Annotated in this window: 1 protein-coding gene (only partly in view); it reads left to right on the plus strand. The window is 63.8% G+C overall.

The genetic code is table 11. The features are described 5' to 3' along the window. Positions 1-20,941 carry the 3' portion of an MFS transporter gene (locus tag ACFU4Z_RS08725; protein WP_379060807.1) on the plus strand. It extends 16,475 nt beyond the left edge of the window, so the window shows 20,941 of its 37,416 coding nt (coding positions 16,476-37,416); its start codon lies off the left edge, out of view; the stop codon is at positions 20,939-20,941. Positions 20,942-21,140: the final 199 nt, after the last annotated feature.

Raw genomic sequence — 21,140 nt, forward strand, 5'->3', positions numbered from 1 at the left:
GGCGCTGGTCAAGGGCGCGATAGCCGCGGCAGAGCAGGTGGCGGCGGAACTGGCGGCGAACGAATACGCCGGACACGACAATCCACCCGCGGCCACGATCGTCGTCACCGCAGAAGGGCTGGATTGGGTCGCTGTCGATTCGTACGGCGACACACGCGCGTATTGGTGCCCCCTCGACAAGGGTCAACCAGCAGAACAATTGAGTGTCGACGATTCGAATCTCGCGGCCATGATGGAAATACTGGGCACCAAAGAAAAACCGGCCACCGAAAAGGAGGCGAGCCGCTCTCAGTTTGCGGAAGGTCCGGATCGGTTCCTGGGACGGACGTACACAGGATCACGAGGATCGAACGCAAGGCTTTACCGCCCCCGCGGTAAGGGCGTCGTAGTCCTGCTTTCGGATGGCGGATGGGAATTCGCCGTCGAGGCTTCCAGCGCAGAGGTAACGCCGGCAGATGTTCTACGCGACGTGATCGTCACGCAGCTGGAACAGGAACCGGGCAATATGCTCGGAGCAGCAAAGGCGGTGGTGCAAAGAGCGAAAGAGAAAGGGCAAAAGGACAACATCACTGTCCTCACGAGCGAATTTCCGCCGACAGGCCCCGGCTTCGGCCCGCTCTTGGAGATCGAGCCGGAGCCGGGCGGCAACCCGACACCACAGCCGCAGACACCGAATCCCGCCGCGCCCACAGATTCTCGCGGAACCCACGGATCGTCGGTCACCCCGCAAGGTCGCACATCGGAACCTGATGGCGAACCGACAAGCGCAGCCGGATCGTCCACTGCGCGCCCTCAACCCACACCGTGGCGCCGGGCCGAAACCACCGGGGCTACCAGCAAGTCGAGCACACCATGGGGCAGAGGCAGAGCTGTCCCTGCCGCAGGCGCGGCGCATTCAGCGGCCGCGTCTTTCGGTGAAGTCGACGCGCTCGGCAACCCCGTCCGCGGTCCCCGCATGCCACACGAGAAGCAAAACCGACTGTCACAGCAACATTTGGCCTTCCACCACGACCCGAACAAGCCGGACCCGAAGGGCTGGGTCGATCCGGCGGCAACCGGAAAGGGCGGCCACAGCCAGCGCCAGAACGACGACGCGGCCGCCGAACCCCCGACACCGCAGCAAACACCGCGGCCGGACCATCCGAATGGCCCCGTGCCGACAGCCGATCAGGTCCTGGCCGCAAAGGAGTCTCCCGCGACCCCGGCGACAGACCCGAGCACTGCCACCCCAGAAGCGCCAGCCGCACCACAACTCGATGAAAACGGCACGGGTGCAACCGCTTCCCACACTCACGCTCGCCCTGAACCATCCCCCGCCATCCAGCGGCGGCTGGCGATCGCCGAGAAACACGCGTCGGAAATAGCAGCCGAGGCGCTGCGCCCAGGGCTCGCGCTCGGAATCGACACGACGAACCTGCATCGGGAGGATGCTGAAGGAATCCGATGGATCGCGGAGAAGGTCGCGGAGATCCAGCGGCGCCGTCTGGAGGCGAAGTTGCGCCGACTCGTCGCCGACGACGAGTTGGTCACCCTGTTGACCAACGACAAAGCGGCCGCCGAGCTCCTCCAGCACTTCTGGCTACTGAAGCCGAACGTCGAACGCGCCTTCGCGCACTTGGAGGAAACACGACTGGCATTGGCTGTACTAGCGGCTCGCGACCTGCTCGCTGCGGAGGGCGGAGTCCCCGTCCACGACGCGGAGGGACGCCCGATCCCGGATGTCGTGGAGGTTCCGGGTGAACGCATCGTGGTCGCTTCACCAGTGCAAAGCCAGCAGTTGCTGCTGGACACCCTCGCCCCGGGGTTGCGCGAGCGGGCAGCGCGCGACGGGCTAGCAATCGAGTACCGGCGAGTGCTGATCGACACGGACGGAAAACTGCTCGCGACGCCGACATCCGGCGACTACCAGCGCGACGAACCTGCGATGGTTTTCTATACCTATCCCGAGGACATCGCGTGGCTCAACACCCTCACCGATGATCGCAGCTTCCAGGAAAAGCTCGCCGAAGCCGAAGCATCCGGCGAACTCTCCCCCCGGCAGCGTCTGGACTCCGGTTCAGATCGCCCGACGGCGCCGGAGAAAGTGGAGCTGATCACCTACGGAAATGGCTATCAGGCCGTCAAATGGACGATGCGCACCGTGAGGCAGGCCGACTCGCAGGAGATGGGACTGCACACCGTCAGGGATGCCGGAGTGCCGGCTCCGGACGCGCTGCGCCGTGGCAAGCGGATCGTGTTCGTCGAGTTCGTGCCAGGACGCGATGTGGTCAGCATGGCGACAGTGGACTTCGAGGACGCCTGGGCGGACTACGTGCTCACCCCCGATGCCAAACGACTGGGGTTGGCCAATAGCACTATCCATCCATCGAATTCGCATACGGGCGAAAAGTGGCGCTTGGATCGCGCTAACCGTCTGATTCCCGTCAGCTACCTCAACGCCTTCACCGACGATTGGGATCCGACCGGGTTCGTCGAACGCTTCATGACCGAGCACGACAGCACGCTGGAGGCGCTTGCGCACCACATTCCGCCCGCGGAGCTCGCCGCGACCGCGCAGCGGCTCAACGATTCCCAGCTCCGTTACGCGGCTCGGAACCGAGGAGACTGGCACACCGACGTGCTAGCTCGCTTCAGTGGCATTCAGGACAGTGCGGCCGATGCCGACCTCACAGGCGAATCCACTGATCTGGTAACGATTCTGGAGCGGCGCCGCCTCGATCTGGCGAACCGACTGGCCACGGAATTCGGATTGCCGCGCCCGTCCGATACCTGGACCACAGAGCAATGGCGTCAGCTGGTGGCCGAGGCGAAACAGCAGTTCGCCGACCACCCCTCCGGGCCGATCCATCGCGCACTGGTGATTCTCGACCAATTGAACCGAGTCCACCTGCATGCGCTGCTGAGACAGGTCAGGCCCGACGAGCTGGACGATACCTGGCCGGGTCTGACCGAAACCTATCTCGACGCGTTGGCCCTGCGGCGAGCCGATCTCGAAGAGTCGATCCAAGACCCGACTGGGCCGGGCGGACCCGAGGACCCATGGCCGATCTTGTTCGACCGCCAACTCCAGGAAGTGGCATCCCGATCGGACCTCACCAACGGCCCCACAGCGCCGCATCTGCCAGCCCAGAGGCAACTCCAATCGCTCCGCGAGCAGGCCCGCTCCCAACGCGATCAACTCGCTGGGCAGCTGCATGAAGATCCGGAGGCATTGACGCCGGGATCGGTGGCGATGCAGCGGCTGAACACTCGAATGCGCGGTGCACAGACGAGGGCGACCGCGCTGCTCAGCGATAGGCAACGCACCGCCCCCGCGCAAGCCCCCGACGAGGCCGTCAATGATGCGGTCAACGAATTCCGCGATATCCGGAACCTGCTCGCAGCAGCCGAGCGGGTCAACGAACTGGACGCCGAGATCGGCTTGCTCGTCACCCTCGACGCCGCGGTCCTGAAGGGCAACTCCCGACGTCAGCTGATGCAGGCCACCGCCGAGGAGGTGGCCGAACTGCGCAATCTAGCGCTCGGTGACTCGGCGGCATTGCGCGAACGTGACGAATTGGCGGAGTTGCTCGCCCAGCACATCGGCATCAGCCCCGCCGTGATGGGTCCATGGGTGCGGACTTTGCTGACACGGCAGGGAAGTCCCGGTGATGAGGGATGGTGGCAACTCTTCGAGCAGTACAACGAACTCGAGCTGCTCATCTCATCGATCAGCGAGATCAACCGCCTGAACGAGCACTTCGCGGCGCTCGAGCCGCTCATCCGGCAACATCGCGCGGCCAGCGCACGGCGCGAGCAGCTCCGCGCGGAGGTCCGCGCGGGAGCCGATTTCGGCGCTGTGGGCGTGCCCGACCCGCTGGACCCACACCCGACTCCGGATCCGAAGGCCGAGCAACTCCGTCGTATTCGGAAAGAGATCAGCGAGCTCGAGCGCCGATTGCGGGCAGCCACTGATCAGCTGCTCGCCCAGCCGCGGGTACCCACGCGCGTTTTCCCAACCGCTGTTCCGGCATCCAGCTCTGCGCGCACCCGCATGGCGAACGTGGCGGCCGAGCAGGTGTCGAGCATTGTGAACATGCTGAAGGTGGACGCTCCGCTGATCGGCTACGCCTTCGACCCAGGAGTCGCGGGAGCGCAAGCATTCCACTCCCTGAATCGAGAGCAACGGTGGGACCTGACCGGGGTGATGCATCGCCGCGTCAACCTCGCGTACGTGCCTGCGCGGTGGCGAGACCGAGATAAGCGAACACTGCTGTATGCGGCAAGAAGGAAGGACGGCACGGCGAATGCCAATGGAAACCGGATCACCGGAGAAATCGCCTCCGACCTGAACATCGCGCGAGCTATCCGGATCGCGGTGACGGCCGGGATCGCGATGGCGGAGGAACGGGCGGCCGAGCTGCCCGGGCATCCGCCGGTCCACTTATTGACGTACGCCTCCGGCGGGTCCGGAGAGCTGGTGCTGGCCATCGGTGATGTCGACGCCGCCGACGAGGTCCATGTCATCGTGCGCGGACCGGGCGTAGACCTGCATTCGGTGACATCGGGTGTGGCCCGCCAAGTCGAGGACATCGAGAATTCCGCGCGGACCGCCCCCGGTCGCCGGGTCGCGACGGTGCTGTGGATCGGATCCACCGATCAGGACGCGGCTGCGACAAAGCTGATCGCCGATCTCCGCGGGCTGATCAAAATTCGGAAGTACTACGCCACGCAACCTGGTGGGCGAGCGGAATTGACGAGGATCCGCATCGATTCGAGCGGAAATCCCGAGGCCGACAGGCTCGTTCAGCTCGCGCGAACGAACCCCGAGCTGAACCCCTATCTTGTCCGGGCATCCGCACCGATCGCCCTGCCCAGTCACGACGGGTCCACCGCTTTCGCAGTCCCGGACGATCAGGAATTGTCGTGGTACGACCCCGCGCTGGCAATTCTGTTGGAGGGCAGCAGGGATTGCGCGCTGTGGATACTTTCCCAGCTCTTCCTCGACGGCGTCCCGGTCACGATGCCCGCAGGACCGCTGTCGCCTGCCGGCACGTGGGCCGAAGATCTCGCACGGTTGACCGGCGCCGCTTGGCAGCCCGCCGGCGTCACACCCGACGAGGAACGCACCGCTCGCGACAAGGTCGCCGATCGGGTATCCGATTTGGGCCCTGGAGCACAGGCCGTGTTGGTCGTAGAACGCCCCGGCAGCCTCGGCGTCCACGCGACCCTGATACGCAACGACGAGGAGACCGGACGCATCATCGAAGGCGATCTCGTCGGCTACGACCCGAACGAGAAGCAGCTCGAGCGCCTGGACCGCACCGCAGAGTGGAAAGAATATGTCCGTGGCACAACGGGACTCGAGGGCGAACGGGTGTATGCCGTTTACTTCGGCAGCGACCGTCTACCGATAGCGCCGCTCGACCCGAACCTGCCTGTCCCCGGAACCGCGGGACACGACTATCCCGAAGGACCCATCGGCACCCCGGCACCCGAGACCGACCGCGGCGGGGTAGCGGCAACCAAGACTCGGCCAGTCCCGATTCCGGACGCGCTCCCCAAGGTCAGGGCTGCCTTCACAACAGCTCTGGGTGCGGCCGCACGAGGTGACGACAGCAAGCTCGAACAGCTGCGTGCCAAGATTCAACGGATCGACAACCCCGACCAAATACTGTGCCTCGAACTCAGACATGAGCGAAACCTGACCTTCCCCCAGATCGCGGAGGAAATCGGATTCCGCAGCGAGTCCTCGATCAAGCCGCTGTACAACCGCGCCGTCCAGGCGTTGGCCAAAGTCCTTGATGCAGAACTCGATCCGACGAATGATCGGTTGGATCCGGCGGTGCTGCTCAGGATGTTCGCCCAGGCGACCTCGATGGCGGAACTGACGACGAAAGCGGCCGGCAGGGGCTGGCAGGTCGTCGTGGAGTCCGAGCTGCGCGAGGCAATCCGCTCAGGTCGGTTGTCCGAGGGGCAGTTGCTACCCGCAGCGAGCGACCTCGCGACCCAGCTCGGGATGCCGTCGCCGAGTGCCATGGCCACGGCCTACCGGCGGCTGGCCGCCGAAGGGTATCTGGTGAGTCGCACCAAGGCAGGCACGTCGATAGCAAGCCGAGTCCACTGGCCGACGGACAGCAATCCGGCTGCAGCGCAGCCGAACACGCCCAACAAAGCCACACCGGCCCAACCCACCCGATCCGTGATGGCGGGCACGCCGTCGGTCGACTCCACTGGTCTGGTTGTGCTGCCGGACCTCGTACCGGATTCGACCCCCACTTTCCGACGGATGCTCGATGCGAACGACGACCCATGGACGGCTGAGTATCTCACTGCCCAGATATTCAGCCGCGCCGCCACGACGCCGGTTCGCGACGCCGATACCGCCGACGGTCGTTTGGATGCGATCACCAACCTCGTACTCGCCCGATATGGCCTGGAATTCAATCGGCTCCGACGGGCGCTGGTGGCCGCTGCGGGCACCAAAACACCGGCAGGGATGCGCGGCGGCCTCGTAGCATCGGCCGGCGCGGAAATATTGCAGCACGGCCTGGATCAGCTCACCGAAGAAACGCGTGAAGTGCTGATGTTGCGCTTCGGGATCGGCGAAGGGAGACCGGTCGCACAGGTAGCGCGGATCACGGGCTTGGAGCAGCGCGTGGTCAACCGGTTGGAGCGGGAGGGTCTGCAGCAACTGCTCGAGACGACTTCCGAACTCGGTGCGCCGCCGCATGCCCAAGTGCCTGCAGCACAGATCGTTTCGGCGTTGGCGCACAGCAGCATCGTCGACCGTATGCCACCAATTGTTCGGGATGCACTGACCGACGAACCCTCGGCGCTAGCGGCCTGCCTCGATCAGCTCACACCGGCTCAGCGGCAAATCCTGAACCTGCGCTTTCGGCGTGGCATGACCGTCACAGAATCCGCAGCAGCTCTGGAGCGAAGCCCAAGCGCGGTCAGAGTGTTGCAGCGCGATGCCATGCTCCACCTCGCTCGATCGCTCGAGGCGCAGGCAGGAAAAGAATCGCTGGAAGTCGTCATGCACGCGCTGAACGACGACAGGAAGGCCTTCAACGCGGCGCTGAGGCAGCTTGGTGACTTGCAGCGCGCAGCCGTAGTAGCACGCCTCCTCAACAAGCAGCCGATGAAAGACATCGCGCGGGCACTGGGTGCAGACCACAGAAACCACTACAGCAAGGGCATCAGACGCCTCGCCGCCCTGCTGCTCGGCGACGCCGAGGGTCGCGCCGACGTAGGCGCCGACCTGAAATTGGTGACGGCGCTGGCCGACAGCGCGATTGTCGAGGATCTGCCGCCCATCGTTCGGTACGCGCTCGACAACAACCAACAGGCGCTGCAGGACTGCATCCAACAACTTCTGCCCGAACACCAACAAGTCCTCCACCGTCGCTTCCAGCTCGAACAGTCGCCCGCCCAGACGGCACAAGCGTTGGGTCGCTCCTCGGACGCCATCGACACGATGCAGCGTGCCATCTTCCTCCGCCTTGCCACGCAGTTGGAAGAGCAGCTGGGCAGCCAACCGTTGGCGGCGGTCCAGGACACCCGCGGCACCACCATCGAGATCGCCGGTTACGTCCGCACCTGCCTCAACCAAACCCTCGATGTCACCTGGGCCCTCGGCTACGACAAAACCACCCGCCCGACCACCACCGTCAAGACCTGGAAAGACCTTGGAAAGGGCCTCGACAACCGCTTCACCAGAATCGACCCACCCACAACCAGCGCGCCCGGCGCCCACCCTCTCGCCCACATCCTCGACAAACTCGAAGACCCCACCAACAAGATCGACACCATCGTCTTCGTCACCGACGACGGCACAACCGCCCACAGCTTCACCGCCACCACCACCCCCGGCGGCCCGACCCTCATCTTCGACACCAAAATCCCACAACCAGCCACCCCAAAAGCCGAAAAGGAACAAAACAAACGACCGACACCCCGCGTCCGCACCCGCGAGGATTGGGAAAAGCTCCACACTGAAAAGCCCGTAGCCGTCTTCACCCGCGAATACACAAGAACCTCCGAAGGCAAACTCAGAGCACTCCCCCAAGTAGCCCCCAAAGGCCCCACCAAAGAACAACGACTACACGAAATCCTCGGCGACCCACCCACCGAGGGATCCAACCAGCCCGGAAACCCGGACGAACCCGCGAAATCGTGGCTCCAATGGATCCGCGACAGAACTCGACCCAAGTTCAGAAACCTCACCCTGAGATTCTGGGGCTCGGCCACTGCCGGCGCGGGAAGTGCCGGCTTGATAGCGACCCTCCCGCTGGTTTTCCTCGACATGGGTGCCTCGCTGCAGGCGATCGGCCTGACGGCAGCCGTGACCCAAGCAGCCACGCTGATTTCACAATTCTTGGCCGGACCGATTGCGGACCGGATCAACAACCGCCGGATGCTGCGATGGTTGTCGGCAACCAGCGCTGCGATCATGGCCGGCGTCGGCAGCTGGGTTGTGTGGGATCTGCCGCACGCTCTGCCGGTCGCCATGGGCTCGGCTGTCGTCGGTGCGGTCCTCGATGCTTTTGCCTCTGCAAGCGCCAATAAATACGGTACACAATTGGCTACCACAGAAAAAGAGAAGGATGCCGCCAAAACAGTTGCCAATAAACTAAGGATAATAGAACGGTCGATCGCCGGCGGATTCGGCAAGTCCATTGTCCCGTTACTCGAACGGATCTCAATAGCATTCCCGTTCTTGACCAGCGTTGTGACCTCACTGGTGAATCTGCTCGCACTGTCCAAGCTTCCGACGATAGAGAAGAAGGAAGAGAAGGAGGAAGCGAAGGAGGAGAAGGCCGGTTTCTTTACTGGAGCCCGCGCCATGTGGCAGGACTCGTACCTGCGCGGCGTCCTCTTGCTGTGCATTCCGGCGCTGTTCGGTGTCCAGACAGCCCTTATGCAATTGGCTCAACTACTCCACGACGGAGGTTTTTCAGCGGCCATGATGATCCTACTCTCCGTGGGGATCATCAGCGGAGGCCTGTTGGGGGCAAAATTCATACCGAAGAATTTTATCGACCACGCCAACGTTAAATGGACCTACCCGACCTCGGTGGCAGCGTACGCGGGTGTTGTGGCCGCATACGCGACCACCACCGACGCGTTGGTCCTTTGGTTGACCGCGGCTCTCGCCGGCGCAACCGGTTTCCTCAACAACGTCCCGTTCGCCGGATACCTGCAAGCCAAAGTTCCTGAAAATGCCGACGCTGGGGCATGGTCGACCCTTGCGAGTTTCAGCGCTGCAGGCGGAATCCTCGGCGGCATATTGGGCAGCTATCTGTTGACGTCCGCCGGTAGCTATTGGGGAGGTTTGATAAACAGCGGAATACTCGGCACAACAGCCCTCGCGTTCGCAGCACTCGGAATTTTCACACGCAAAAGCGCAAGTGAGCTGCCGCCGAGCGGTGACGGTTCCACCGGACACCCGGAATCCGGCCCATCCCTCCCCGCCGCCGTCAGAGAATGCGCGATCCAGCTCGCCCGCACATTCTACGCACTCAACTACAACAAATCCGCACACAAACCCGACGACACCGACCCCGCGTGGCAAACCGATAAAAACTACAAACTCCTCGAATCCATCTTCGGCACCAAACTCCGACAGCATAAAATCAAGGGCGATGGCGCTATCGACGACATCGTCGAAACCGTCCGCACCCGCCGAAACGGCATCGACAGCGCCGCCATTGTCGTCCAAAAAGGCGACAAGGCACACGGATTCCTCATCACCAACGTCGAAGGCACCGTCCTTGTCTTCGACACCCTCATCACCGGCGACGGCCCCCGCGTACGGAGCTACGGCGACGAAAACGGCGACAACAAATGGGAACCCACCTACCACGACATCGACAAAGCCTTCGTCTCCTACTTCACGACCAAAAAGGGCACAACCACCCCGAAAGCCCCCCGACTCCGAAGACTCCTCCCACGCCTACGCCGACCCCAACACCAAATCCAAGGCCAACCCCCCGAGGCCCCCCGAACACCCGACCACGAACCCACCCAGCCGACACCCGACAAAGAACCGGTTCGAGCACACGACGGCACGTCCGCAAACCTCGATACGGACTCGGTGCCGGAGTTCCGTGGTCGGCCCGATGACGATGTGGTGGAACTGTTTCACCGCTACTTCGACGCGAGGAACGCCGCCGACCCGCTCGTGGAGCAGATCCGAGCCGAGGCCGAACAGCGCATTCCGGATGACGGAGACCGTGCGTATGCCGAGCGTTATGTCGCGAATGAGCGCCGCACCGCGGCGTTGGCGGCGGAGTTGGGGATCACACTCGGACAGCTCAATGTATTGATGACCGAGGAGTTGAAGCAGGCGTTCAGCGGCGAGATCGTGCATCGGACCAGATCCTCGAATCTCGGAAAGATTCTCGCGAGCGGCAGATTCAAGACCCTCTTCGAAATTTATGAGGGGAGAATGCTGGCACAAATAACATTGGAGGGCAGGGCGAAAATCGAGGAGCAGCTGTTCGGACACACACTCGATCTTCCGGTGGAACTGCGGCCGGTCCACGGGCGCATACGCACCAGCCGCGGGGACTGGAAGCACGAGGCCGAGCTCCCTGGCATTGCAGAGTACGGCGATGTGGACATCGTCTTCAAACCGGCAGTGAGACTGAGAACAACAGCAAATATTGGCAGCCCGGCGTACGTAAGTGCCATACCGAGCAAAGTCGATGATCCAAAGCCCGAATCCTTCGGCGCCACGCCGAGTAACCACCGCGAATTCGGCTATTACGGCCTCGAAGGGGTCGGCCGCGACTATGCCGGAGAAAGTTTCCGCCGTAACTCGCACATCCAAACTCAGACGCACGGCGGCGTCCAAGTATCCGATATCGACTATGTCGTGTTCCATCGAGCGCCGCCGAACGAGGAACTACGCAACGCGCTTCAGCAGGCCGGGATTCGGTGGATCGCATCCAACCCGGACTGGGGCCACCGGCCGCAGTGGGAAACACCGGCCTCAGCCGATAGCAGGCAAACGACTACACAGCCTGCGGGCGTTCCTGACACCGTGGCAATGCCGTCGCCTGCCGAACGCGAACTGGCGGAGCAGGCGCTTGCCTCCCTCACGCGGCGAGCGATGGTCGAGCCGTCGGCCACCGCCGCGCTGTTCACCCGGGTCGGCAATCCTATTGTCTCGCGACGGCTTTCAGACTGGTGGGATTCGCTGAGCGCAGCCCACAAGGCCGCTGTCATCACCGTGCACCCGACGATCGGCCGCCAGCCCTTCCTGACACCACAGGATGCGGACACCGCCAACACACGGGCGATGAAGCTGCTCGAGCAGCGGCTTACTTCACTACCCGCGGAGGAACTCGACCACGCGCAGCGTCAGGAGCTGGCGTACCTCACTCGACTTAAGGAGGGCGTGAGCGAGGCGAAGCGCATCGCCGACTCCCGGCCGGGCATGAACACCGTGGTGGTGAGGTCCTTCAACCCCGAGCGGTTGGTGACCTTCGTTGAGCTGATAGAGACATCACCCGAAAATGAACGGCCACAGCGCTGGAATGTTCGAGTAGGGCCTGACGACGCTGACTGGTCAGTCAGACTCTTCGAACCAAGCCCGGCTGAAGACCCCCGGGTGACACACCCTGGGCGACACAGTGGGGAACCACCTTTCGAGGTGTCGGTGGGCCCACGCGGTGTGACCGAGGCTCGGCTCGGCGACGAGGAGGCGGCGCTTGCCGCGTGGAGCGCGGGCATCAAGGTGGCCGGGTGGCTGCAGCCACGAAATTGGTTCAGCAAAGAGCAGATCGACGTCGTCCGGTCCGCTGTCGCGGACGCGGTCTTGCGTTCGCTCGCCGTCAGTGACGGCGAGGTCGTGGTCACTGTCGACACCGAAGGGGTGATCGGCGACCGCAAGCTGATTATCAGCGTGGCCATCAAGAGCCGCGAGTCACACACCGTACAGGAGTTCACAACTGGTCGAAAAGTGGACGGAGCGGGAATCGTCCAAATCGAGGGGCGCGAGCGGATCTGGCTCGAATTCCGTGAATCGCTGATCTGGCATGTACTACCGGAGGGCGTGGCCTACAGCGAGTCGACCAACATGGGCATCGATCCCGGAGTCAGGTCCGGCCGAGAGGCCCTGCTGCGTCTCGGTTTCTCCGAGGAGGAAACAGCCCAGTTCACAAGAGACGCTCGCCCGGACTTTTCCGAGCTGTTCCCATGGCCGCACGACGTCGAGGGCGACATCACCGAGGAGTACACGACAGCGAAACTGGATTATGCCGCTGGGGTTGCCACCAAGAACTTCCTGGGACTGGGTTTCTTCGCCGACAAGAACCACCAGTTCGAACCCGCAGAGCCCGAAACATTCTCACCGGAGCAGATGTTCACGCTCCGGGAATTGGAATGGCTGCGGGCCACAGGTGACCACGACCTGAGACGTGACGGTGTTTACCTGGACCAACTGCTGTGGACAACCAAGGCCGCCGTCTACTCGGTCGCCAGAAGGCTGGTTCCCGAGAACGTCGTCGACAACGAGATCGACGTCACGCTCAACCTGGAGGACGGAACCTTCCAGGCGCGCCTTCTCATTCCCGATGGCCTGCCCGAATTGAGCCCACAGGTGAGGACGGTGGAAGGGCGCTGGTACCTGCGGGACGGCATTCTTATCGCAGCGGCCTGGGTGCCGCGACCGGACGGCGCGAATGTAGCTGCGCCGCAAGAGGAGTCGATCGACGCGACACCTCCGGTCCCGGGTCGCGGCGGCAGTGAAAGTGCTCCAGAGGCGAAGGGCGCATCGACAGAGCAGAAAACGCGCAACCCCGGGGCTCTCGATCATCGAGCCCCGCAGCAGAATAGTCTCTCCCCTCGGGCGCGGCGCCGAGCGTCCGGGCAGGAAGCAGCGCGCAACCCTGGCCCCACCAGCACAGGTGGGTCAGCTGCCGACCACGATGGTCCGCCGCAAGCCGCTTCCAAGCCGTCGCCATGGAAGCGCCGTCAAGCCACGAGTCCAGAGGATTTGAATGTTGCTGGGCGAGCGCCGAAGCCGGCCAACTCGGGCATCGATCACGAGCCGGGTAACGCCACACGTACCGGCCCAGGGGCAGCCGCATTCGGCCCAGGTGGCAGGCCGACCGACCCCGCACGGGAAGGCGAGTCGCCACAGGTGACGGCAACGCCGGCCGGTGACGGCGGGAATACACCACGGTCCGCCGATGGGAACCGGACCGAATCCGAACCCATCGTGGAGTACCGTGCCGGCCACGAGGCGGACGGTGCGCGACGGACCGACGAACTGATCGACCAGCTGTCGGCAGGCATGTCACCGGAGACAGTGGCGGCGGCCAAGCTGCTCGCGCGGCGGATGGTCGGCCTCACCCTCGGGCTCGGCACAGTCGAGCAGGGGCAGCTGGCGGTGCGAGCGAATGATGGGCCGTTGGGCCCTGCACTCGAGCTCGAGCTCTCGGACGGCGCAGAGCGGCTGGCGTCGTCCTATGTGCAGTCTCCCGACGAATGGGAGATCGACGTGGCGCGCCTCGCGCCTCTAGACGGCGAGCCGCGTTTGCTGGTGGACGAAACGCTGGGACGCAGGCTGGATGGCGACCAGCCGTCGAAGTTCGGGGCGATGCTGGAAGAGCTTGCCGCGCAACTCGACTCGGACGGGGATGGCTGGTTGCAGCTCGGTATTTCGCCGGGCTTGGACAGCGCGCACGAGTTGTCGGCGCTGCTGGGCCGGCGTGGCGGAGCGACCGCCACGCTGACGATGGAGGTGCCCGACAGCGGCGGGTTCGCCGATGTGTCGCCGCAGATCTCGCTGGCGATCGATCCGGCACAAGAGTTGAACACCGTGATCACCGGTGTGCATGGGGTGGTTCGTGAGCTGACGGCCGGATGGCCTTCTGACCGAGTCGATGTCGCGCGGGAGGCGACCGAAAGGGCGCTCCGGGCCGCGGCTGCTCGACATGACGACCCGGATGCGGTTTACGGATTCGAGATCCAGGCCCATCCAGAGGCGGGAGTCCGATCCATCGAGTTCGCCGTCATCGACCCGAGGACCGGGTTGTCGACCGAGCGGGGTTTCGTCTCCGAGACAGCACTAGAGCCGGGTGCGGAACGCGACAGCGATCTGTCCCAAGCTGCCGATACGGCGGTCGACCGCGGTGGGTCGGTTCGACCGGGCGGACCGACGCGCGCGCCGGATCAGGTCGATCCTGAGAACGTCCTCGCCGATATCGCCGCGGCTCTTGGCGAGTCCGTCCCAACGCCGCACACCGGTGACGAACCGACATCTACCCCGGCTACCAGCGACGTCCTCGCCGATATCGCCGAGTTGATCGGCCCGGATCGGCCGGTTTCCCCACAGGAACTGATGGAGATCCTCTCAGCGGGGTCGTCGAGAGAAGACCTTCTGGAGCAGGCGAGACGTAAAGGCTGGCGCGATACCGTCGTTCCCGCGCTGCGCGAGGCGATCATCTCCGGTCGGTTGACCACAGGTCGGTTACTGCCTGCGGCCGAAGAACTCGCCGAACACCTGGGCATGGCATCAGCAACCTCCCTGCGCAAGGGCTACCAGCAATTGAGCGGTGAGGGATACCTGGCGAGCAGCGGTGACGAGGTCGTCCTCACTGTGGCGGGTCGAGAACACTGGACCGAGGCCACACAACCCGACGATGCCCCGAACACGGTGCACGACAACGACTCCGACCTCCGGGCGACGCTCGATCTCGATGACAACAAGCGCACCGGGCGATTCTTGGGAGGGCCTGGATTCGCGGGACTCCGTGACAACGCCGTGGCCTTTTTCCAGCCACCTGCAACCGATCTCCAAGGCAGCGCCACTTCCCAAGCTCAGGCGCCCGTCCGGGGTGAGCTGTCTCTGAGTGCGCGCCACGCACCCGAGACCGCCGAGAACGAAGCGAACGAGGTCGACGCCGAAGCATCGCCCCCTGCCAAGAAATTCCGCCAGGGCAGGGGCGCGATGCCTCAGGACCAAGTCGAGTTCGAGGAGGCGTTGGACCTCCCTCGGGGCAGAGGAGCACAGCTGTCGGACCCCTCGATCAGACCCGCGTCCGAGCTGAAGAGGCAGAAAACCGGTAGACCGAACCCGTGGGTGCTCACCGACCTCGGCCCGATAAATTCCGCGCACCCGGAGAATCCGGATCGACCGAAGACCGTTGCCGACGCGTCCGAGATGGACGCTCCCCAGGAACACGATCTACCAGCCGACAGGCATGCGCTGCCCCCGAGTGCCGGTCAGGCACTCGAAGCCGAGACCAATTCGCCGCAGGAAGTGGACAATCCGGTTGACGAGAGGATCTCCGACGTTTCGGGTTCGATCATCATCGAACGCAACCTGGGCTCTTTCGGGTCTGACCTGGACATCAATAATGGACTTGCGGGGATTGTCATCGCCGCTGCTGCGGGAAGTCGGCCTGGTTCACTCGTTCTTCGCTCGGTAGAAGCGGAATACGCGTCACACGATGCGATCCGGAGAAAGTTCTGGGACGGACAAGACGAAATACCCCTCATCAATAGGGTGCGAATCGCGACCGGCGGTGCGGCGATGGATGTCTATCTGCAATACCGGCAGCAGTACGAAGGGGAATTCGCTGGCGCGGTAAGTGTATTCGCGATCTATACGGGTAGCCCGCAGACTGCCGGTTTCGATCGGGTGCGCGCAATGATTGTCGCGGCTCTGCAGGATAGATTCCCCGGCGCCAGGCTGACATTGAACGAGTCGTTCGAGCACAGCGGGACGACCGAGTTCTCACCGAACACTGAACTCGGTCCGAACCCAGTGGAGCGGACTCCAGTTCCGACGAATCCCATGGAGTGGGCCGGGTTCGGTCCCGTCGAGTTGACCGTCGGCGGGCAGGGCATGGCCGGTGTTTCGCTGACTGACGATGAGAACATGCGCCACGCCGATCAGGCGAGCCGCTGGGCGGTTGAGCAATTGCGTCTGAGCACGTGGAGCAGTCCCGAGCAGATCGAGGCAGCAAAGCGCAATATCTTGACATCGGTTGCGCGCAGCAAGAGCAAGGTACAGCTCGAACTGACAATGACCGGTACGCGAATTGGCGAGCGTGTCATGCGTTTCGACTTGATCGCCGACAGCACCGAAGACTGGTCGTCTACCGGATTCGACGTTTTGACAGACAACTCCGGTGTCGTGCACCAGGACAGCAAGACACGAGCATGGTTCGAGATCAACGAATCAATGCTGCATCGGGTATTACCCGACGGCGTGATTGCAGTCGAGATTTTCGGCACGGCGCGCGAGGCCATGTCCAAGGAAGTGGCAGACCTCGACGGTGACCTCTGCGCCGCTACAGCGCTGCAGAAACTCGGTCTGCCTGACGACGCTTTCACAACCGAGCGCCCTTCAGGGCCCGCGCCACGGCACGACGACGCCGTTATCGACATCGCAGTGGCCGTCGATAACGGAGTACCGGTTTATCGTGCGGCAGCAGTGGCCCGCAAAGGAGAGGTTGCCGCAATCGGAATCGCCGCCAAAGTGGTGACAGGACCGTGGTCGGCCGAGTCTGCCGCTGAACAGGCCGCCTACAATGCCTGGTCGCAATTGATCGGACAAACGGTAGCGGACACCCGCCAGGTAGACATCACGGTGGATCTCCAAGACGGCGGGTTCCGGGCAGACGTTCATGTCGGCAGCTCGACCGATTCGGACCTCTCGACAACGGGATCTGTCGTCGAGCGGGATGGCATCGTCGTCGCTGCTGTCGTGGTGCGGCATCCGCCCTCTGCCGGAGAGCAACTCATCGACAACAGTGCGGCCAGCGGTACTCCGACTCCCGCCGAAGCTGCCGTCGGCCCGGATCGGCCGGTTTCCCCACAGGAGGTCGTTGAGTCCCAGCCCGGTATCCCATCATCCGACCCAACGCCGCTCGCCACCGCGCCGGGCACCGCCGCCGAACCCGGCCCCACCAACGCCACGGCCGAAGAGCGCACTCCCGCGCAGCCAACTACTCCGCAGCCCACTGCGGGAACACCTATCGCCGAACCCGCAGCTCACCACGCGCACCCGCGCGCGCAAGCGCTGCACCGGGATCCGCGATTCGCGGAGCTGTTGCGAGGCGCGGACGACGCCGGGCCTCGCGTGCGAGATGAGCACAACGCGGCGGTGGCCCCGCTGCGTATCGGCAGAGGCCTGCCACCCCAGATGCTCGCACACCGTTTCCCACCAGGTGACGGGCAGGAACTCCCGCAGGCGCCTGCTCCGCACACCACGGCGTCAGCAGCCACAGAGCAGCAGTCGACGGGACCCGAACAACAGCCCGATGCGTCCGAGCCTTCGGCGGCATCCCCGGAGCCATCCACCGCGGCGAATAATTCCAGTGCCACACCATTCGGAGAAAAAAAATCACTGCTGCGCGTGATTCGCAACGACTTCAATGTCGGTATACGACTCGGCTCCGAGTTCCTGAACGAAATCGGTTTCGCGATCCTGAACTCGGCGATGAGCATCTGGATGGTAGACAAGGCCGGGCCGGGTCTGGCGGGCGCCATTGCGGCGCTCACCCCCCTGCCAATCATTCTCGGCGCACCGATCGCGGGATATTTGACCGACTACTTCTCCCCCAAGAAGTTGATGAAAGGCAGCGCAATCGTGGGGACGGTAACAGCAGCCATAGCGACTGCCGCCCTTGCGACGGGAACTTCATACGCCGTCCCCATACTCGTCGCAACCACATTCGTGGAAGCGGGAGTTTCCGTGCTCTACGGAAATGCTTCCGGCAAGGTGATCGCCTCGATGGCTGCCGATGCGCCAACAGGACTGACTCGCTACAATAACCTCAAACAGAACTTCACCCGAGTTATCGGGGGACTAGGGCCCATTCTGCTGTCGGCCGGAGCTATGTTTCCCCCCCTCGTCAATCTCGGCACGAACATTTTTAACGTCGCGTCAATGTCGGGGGTACCCGATCTTCCGACCGAACGGAAAGAGGGAAGTATCTGGAAAGAACTGCGCACTTCGGTCCCCGCCGGCGTGCGTACGGTCTACGGCCATCCCCTGATGCGGCGTATCAACAACGGCCTGAGTCTCAACAATTTCTATCTGGGAATGCAGTCGATCCCGTTCGCTTCACTGCTCCTCGACTCCGGCATGACGCATACACAGATCGGACTGGTATCGACGCTCGTCCCGGCCGGGGCCGTTCTAGGGAACCTCATACCCAACAAGTTGTTGGCAAAAGTCCGGATCAAAAGGCTCCTCGACGCCAGAATGGCCAGCCTGGCCGGGGCCGCCGTCGTGCAGGCAATGGCAATCACCAGCGACCCCTGGATAACCGCGGCGGCACTAGGCGCCAGCTGGACAATCCTCGGCTCGGCCTTCATACCTATCACCACCTACGCGCGCGAGAAGACCCCGCAGGCAGTACGCGGACGAGCGTCAGCCGTGCGCCTCCAGACGTCCATGGCCGGGTTCGGACTGGGCGGCCTGGTCGGCGGCGGCGCAGTCTCGCTACTGGGAAACCAGCCTGGCAGCGTAGCTATCGCCGCGGGCGTGGGCGCCATCACCGCCTGGTCCGTCCTCCGACGAGTCTTCGCACCCGAGAAGGCCCGGAAGCTGCTGAACTCCATCAACCAAACAGCCAAAGCATTGTGGGCGCTCGGCCTCAACGAAGGAATCAAACCCGAACGACGACTGAAGAACTGGACTGACCTCAGAGACGCCATCGCCACCCAACTCGTCGAAACCCACCTCGGCCCCGACGCCGCCGATCCCCTCGCCCACATCCTCGACGCCGTCGAGGATCCCGACAACGACGTCGACACTGTCGTCGTCTTCGTCGACTACGGCAAGAGTAAGAACCTGCACCCGTACACCATCACCAACGTCGGCGGCCACGCCGTCATCTTCGATACCAACATCCCCGACCCCGAAATCACCGACGTCGATGACCCCGACCGCATCCCCCGCGTCCGCACCCGCGAGGAGTGGCAACAGTCCTCCCACGACATCAAAAGGGCATACATCGCCGAATTCACCACCGACGACGACAACAACCTCACCAGCCTGCACCCACCAGACCCCATCGTTGTCAAGAACTGCGCGATCCACCTCACCCGCATATTCCGAGCACTCGGCGGCAACCCCGACGCACCCGAACCCGACGACACCGACCTCCGATGGAAAGCCGAGGACAACTGGAAAATCGTCGAACCCGCCCTCGGCGCCCAACTCCGACCGATCAAGACCGGCGACGACGGCCTCGCCGAGGTCATCGAAACCGTCCGCACCCGACGAAACGGCATCGACACCGCCGTCCTCATCGACGAGGACGACGCCAACTCACACGGCTACCTCATCACCAACGTCGAAGGCCAAATCCTCGTCTTCGACATCCTCGCCAACGCCCCGCGTTCCACCAAAACCGCCCACGGAATCACCCTCAACCACATCACCTCCGCCATCGACAACCCCGACATCAATACCCCGCGAGTACGCAACTACGACGGCGACGAACACGGCCAGAACAAGTGGCAACCCGCCAACCCGAATCCCACAAGAAGATTCGCCGCCTACTTCAAGAACGAAGACGGCATACCAACCCCGCTCCCCCAACCACTGCGCGCCCGCGCGCACAGCCAACACCCACACAACATCCAAGGCGCACCCACCCGGCCGACACCCGACAGCGAACCGATTCGAGCAGCGGAACCGGTCAGCCCGAAAGGCGTTTCGGATCAGGTAGTTCCGCAGGAAACGCCAACTGATGGAGCGACGCAGTCATTCGAGCTCGAAACAACTCCTACTGTGGTAGGCGAGACGCCGACCCGACCCGAGGCCGAGCGCCCGGATGCCGGACAGGCCGAAGCCGCGCTGCTGCGCCGCCCCGGCTTCGGATACGTGGCCACGGTACCGAGGGCCGCGCCCGATGAGCTGAGCGGCCGCGCCTGGAGCGAGAGCCCACAGCGGCACGCCTGGGAGCGCAGCTGGCTGGGCGAGCACGGTCCTCGCCTCTCGGTCCTCGGCGCGCTCACCGCAGCCGCGTTGGAAGCGGAAGCGCTGCTGGGCTTTTCCAATACGTCGCCGGGCCCACTGCTGATCGAACAGGACAGGCTCCGTTTGCCCGGTGAGCGGATCCCGATCTGGAAGTTCCGGACTCTGCCGGTGGGGGCGCCGGAGCAGTCGGGCGGCAGCGACACCACGAGCCGCGCCAGCGTCATCGGCCGAGCCGCCCGCGCTCTGTCACTCGATGAGCTTCCGCAGTACTACTACACCGCGCTGGTGGCGACGAGACCGTTGCTCGACCTCGACCGCGACCTGATGAAGCCGCCGGTGCTCACGGACGCCGAGCGGGAGTACTGGAACTCGATCGCCCGAGACGGGGTGTTCGGTCTGCACTACCCGGGCTCCCGGTCGCAGGAGGCTCAGGACCTGGAGTATCTGCGTGCACGGTTCGAAGCCGACGTCGTACTCGACGATATCGGTTGCCAACGGGGCTACGAGTACATAATGAACGACGTCGTCGCGCCCTACCTGCTCCGCACAGCCCTCGAACTGCGGGATGCTGACGACACCGGTCCGTCGTCCGCCGAAGATCGAGTAGGTCGATGGTTCGCGTCGATTGTGGCGGAAATGTTGACCGCGCCGCCCGATTCTGCCCCTGCTCTGCTGCACGAGGCCCTGCAGGCGCAGGCACGTCTCGACGTCGATTCGCTGTCTGCCGAAGACCGAGTGGTCCAGCAATTCGCCTCGCGTGTGAGCGAATTACTGGACGGGCATTACGATTTCGGCACCTATGTGCACCATCGGCAACTTCCGGAGGGACCGGCGTTCGTCGAGGACGTCGGGGCCGCCGTCGCCCAGCGCCACCCTGACGGCGCGGCAGCGCAGGTGCCGTTTCTCAGAACGCTGCTCGAGCCAGCGTCCGATGCGCCCGCGTCGGCGCCGATCGCCGACGAACAGCCGGGCATAGATCCGCGCGGGCAACGAGGGGCACTATGAGAATCTCGATCTCGCGTCGCTGCGGCAGGCGCTCGGCCCGCTCGCCGACCAGCTCCGCGTTACCGACGAATGGTCCAAGTACCTGGTCGAATTCGTCGTCGATGGCATGTTGTGGTCGGAGATCGATGATTGTCGAGAACAACTGGCAGCCTTGCACCCAGCGCTCGTCCGGACCGGCTGGCAGCCGTGGCTCGACAAT

Origin of the sequence: Nocardia sp. NPDC057440, from assembly GCF_042802915.1 — a bacterium.
Classification (GTDB): Bacteria; Actinomycetota; Actinomycetes; order Mycobacteriales; family Mycobacteriaceae; genus Nocardia.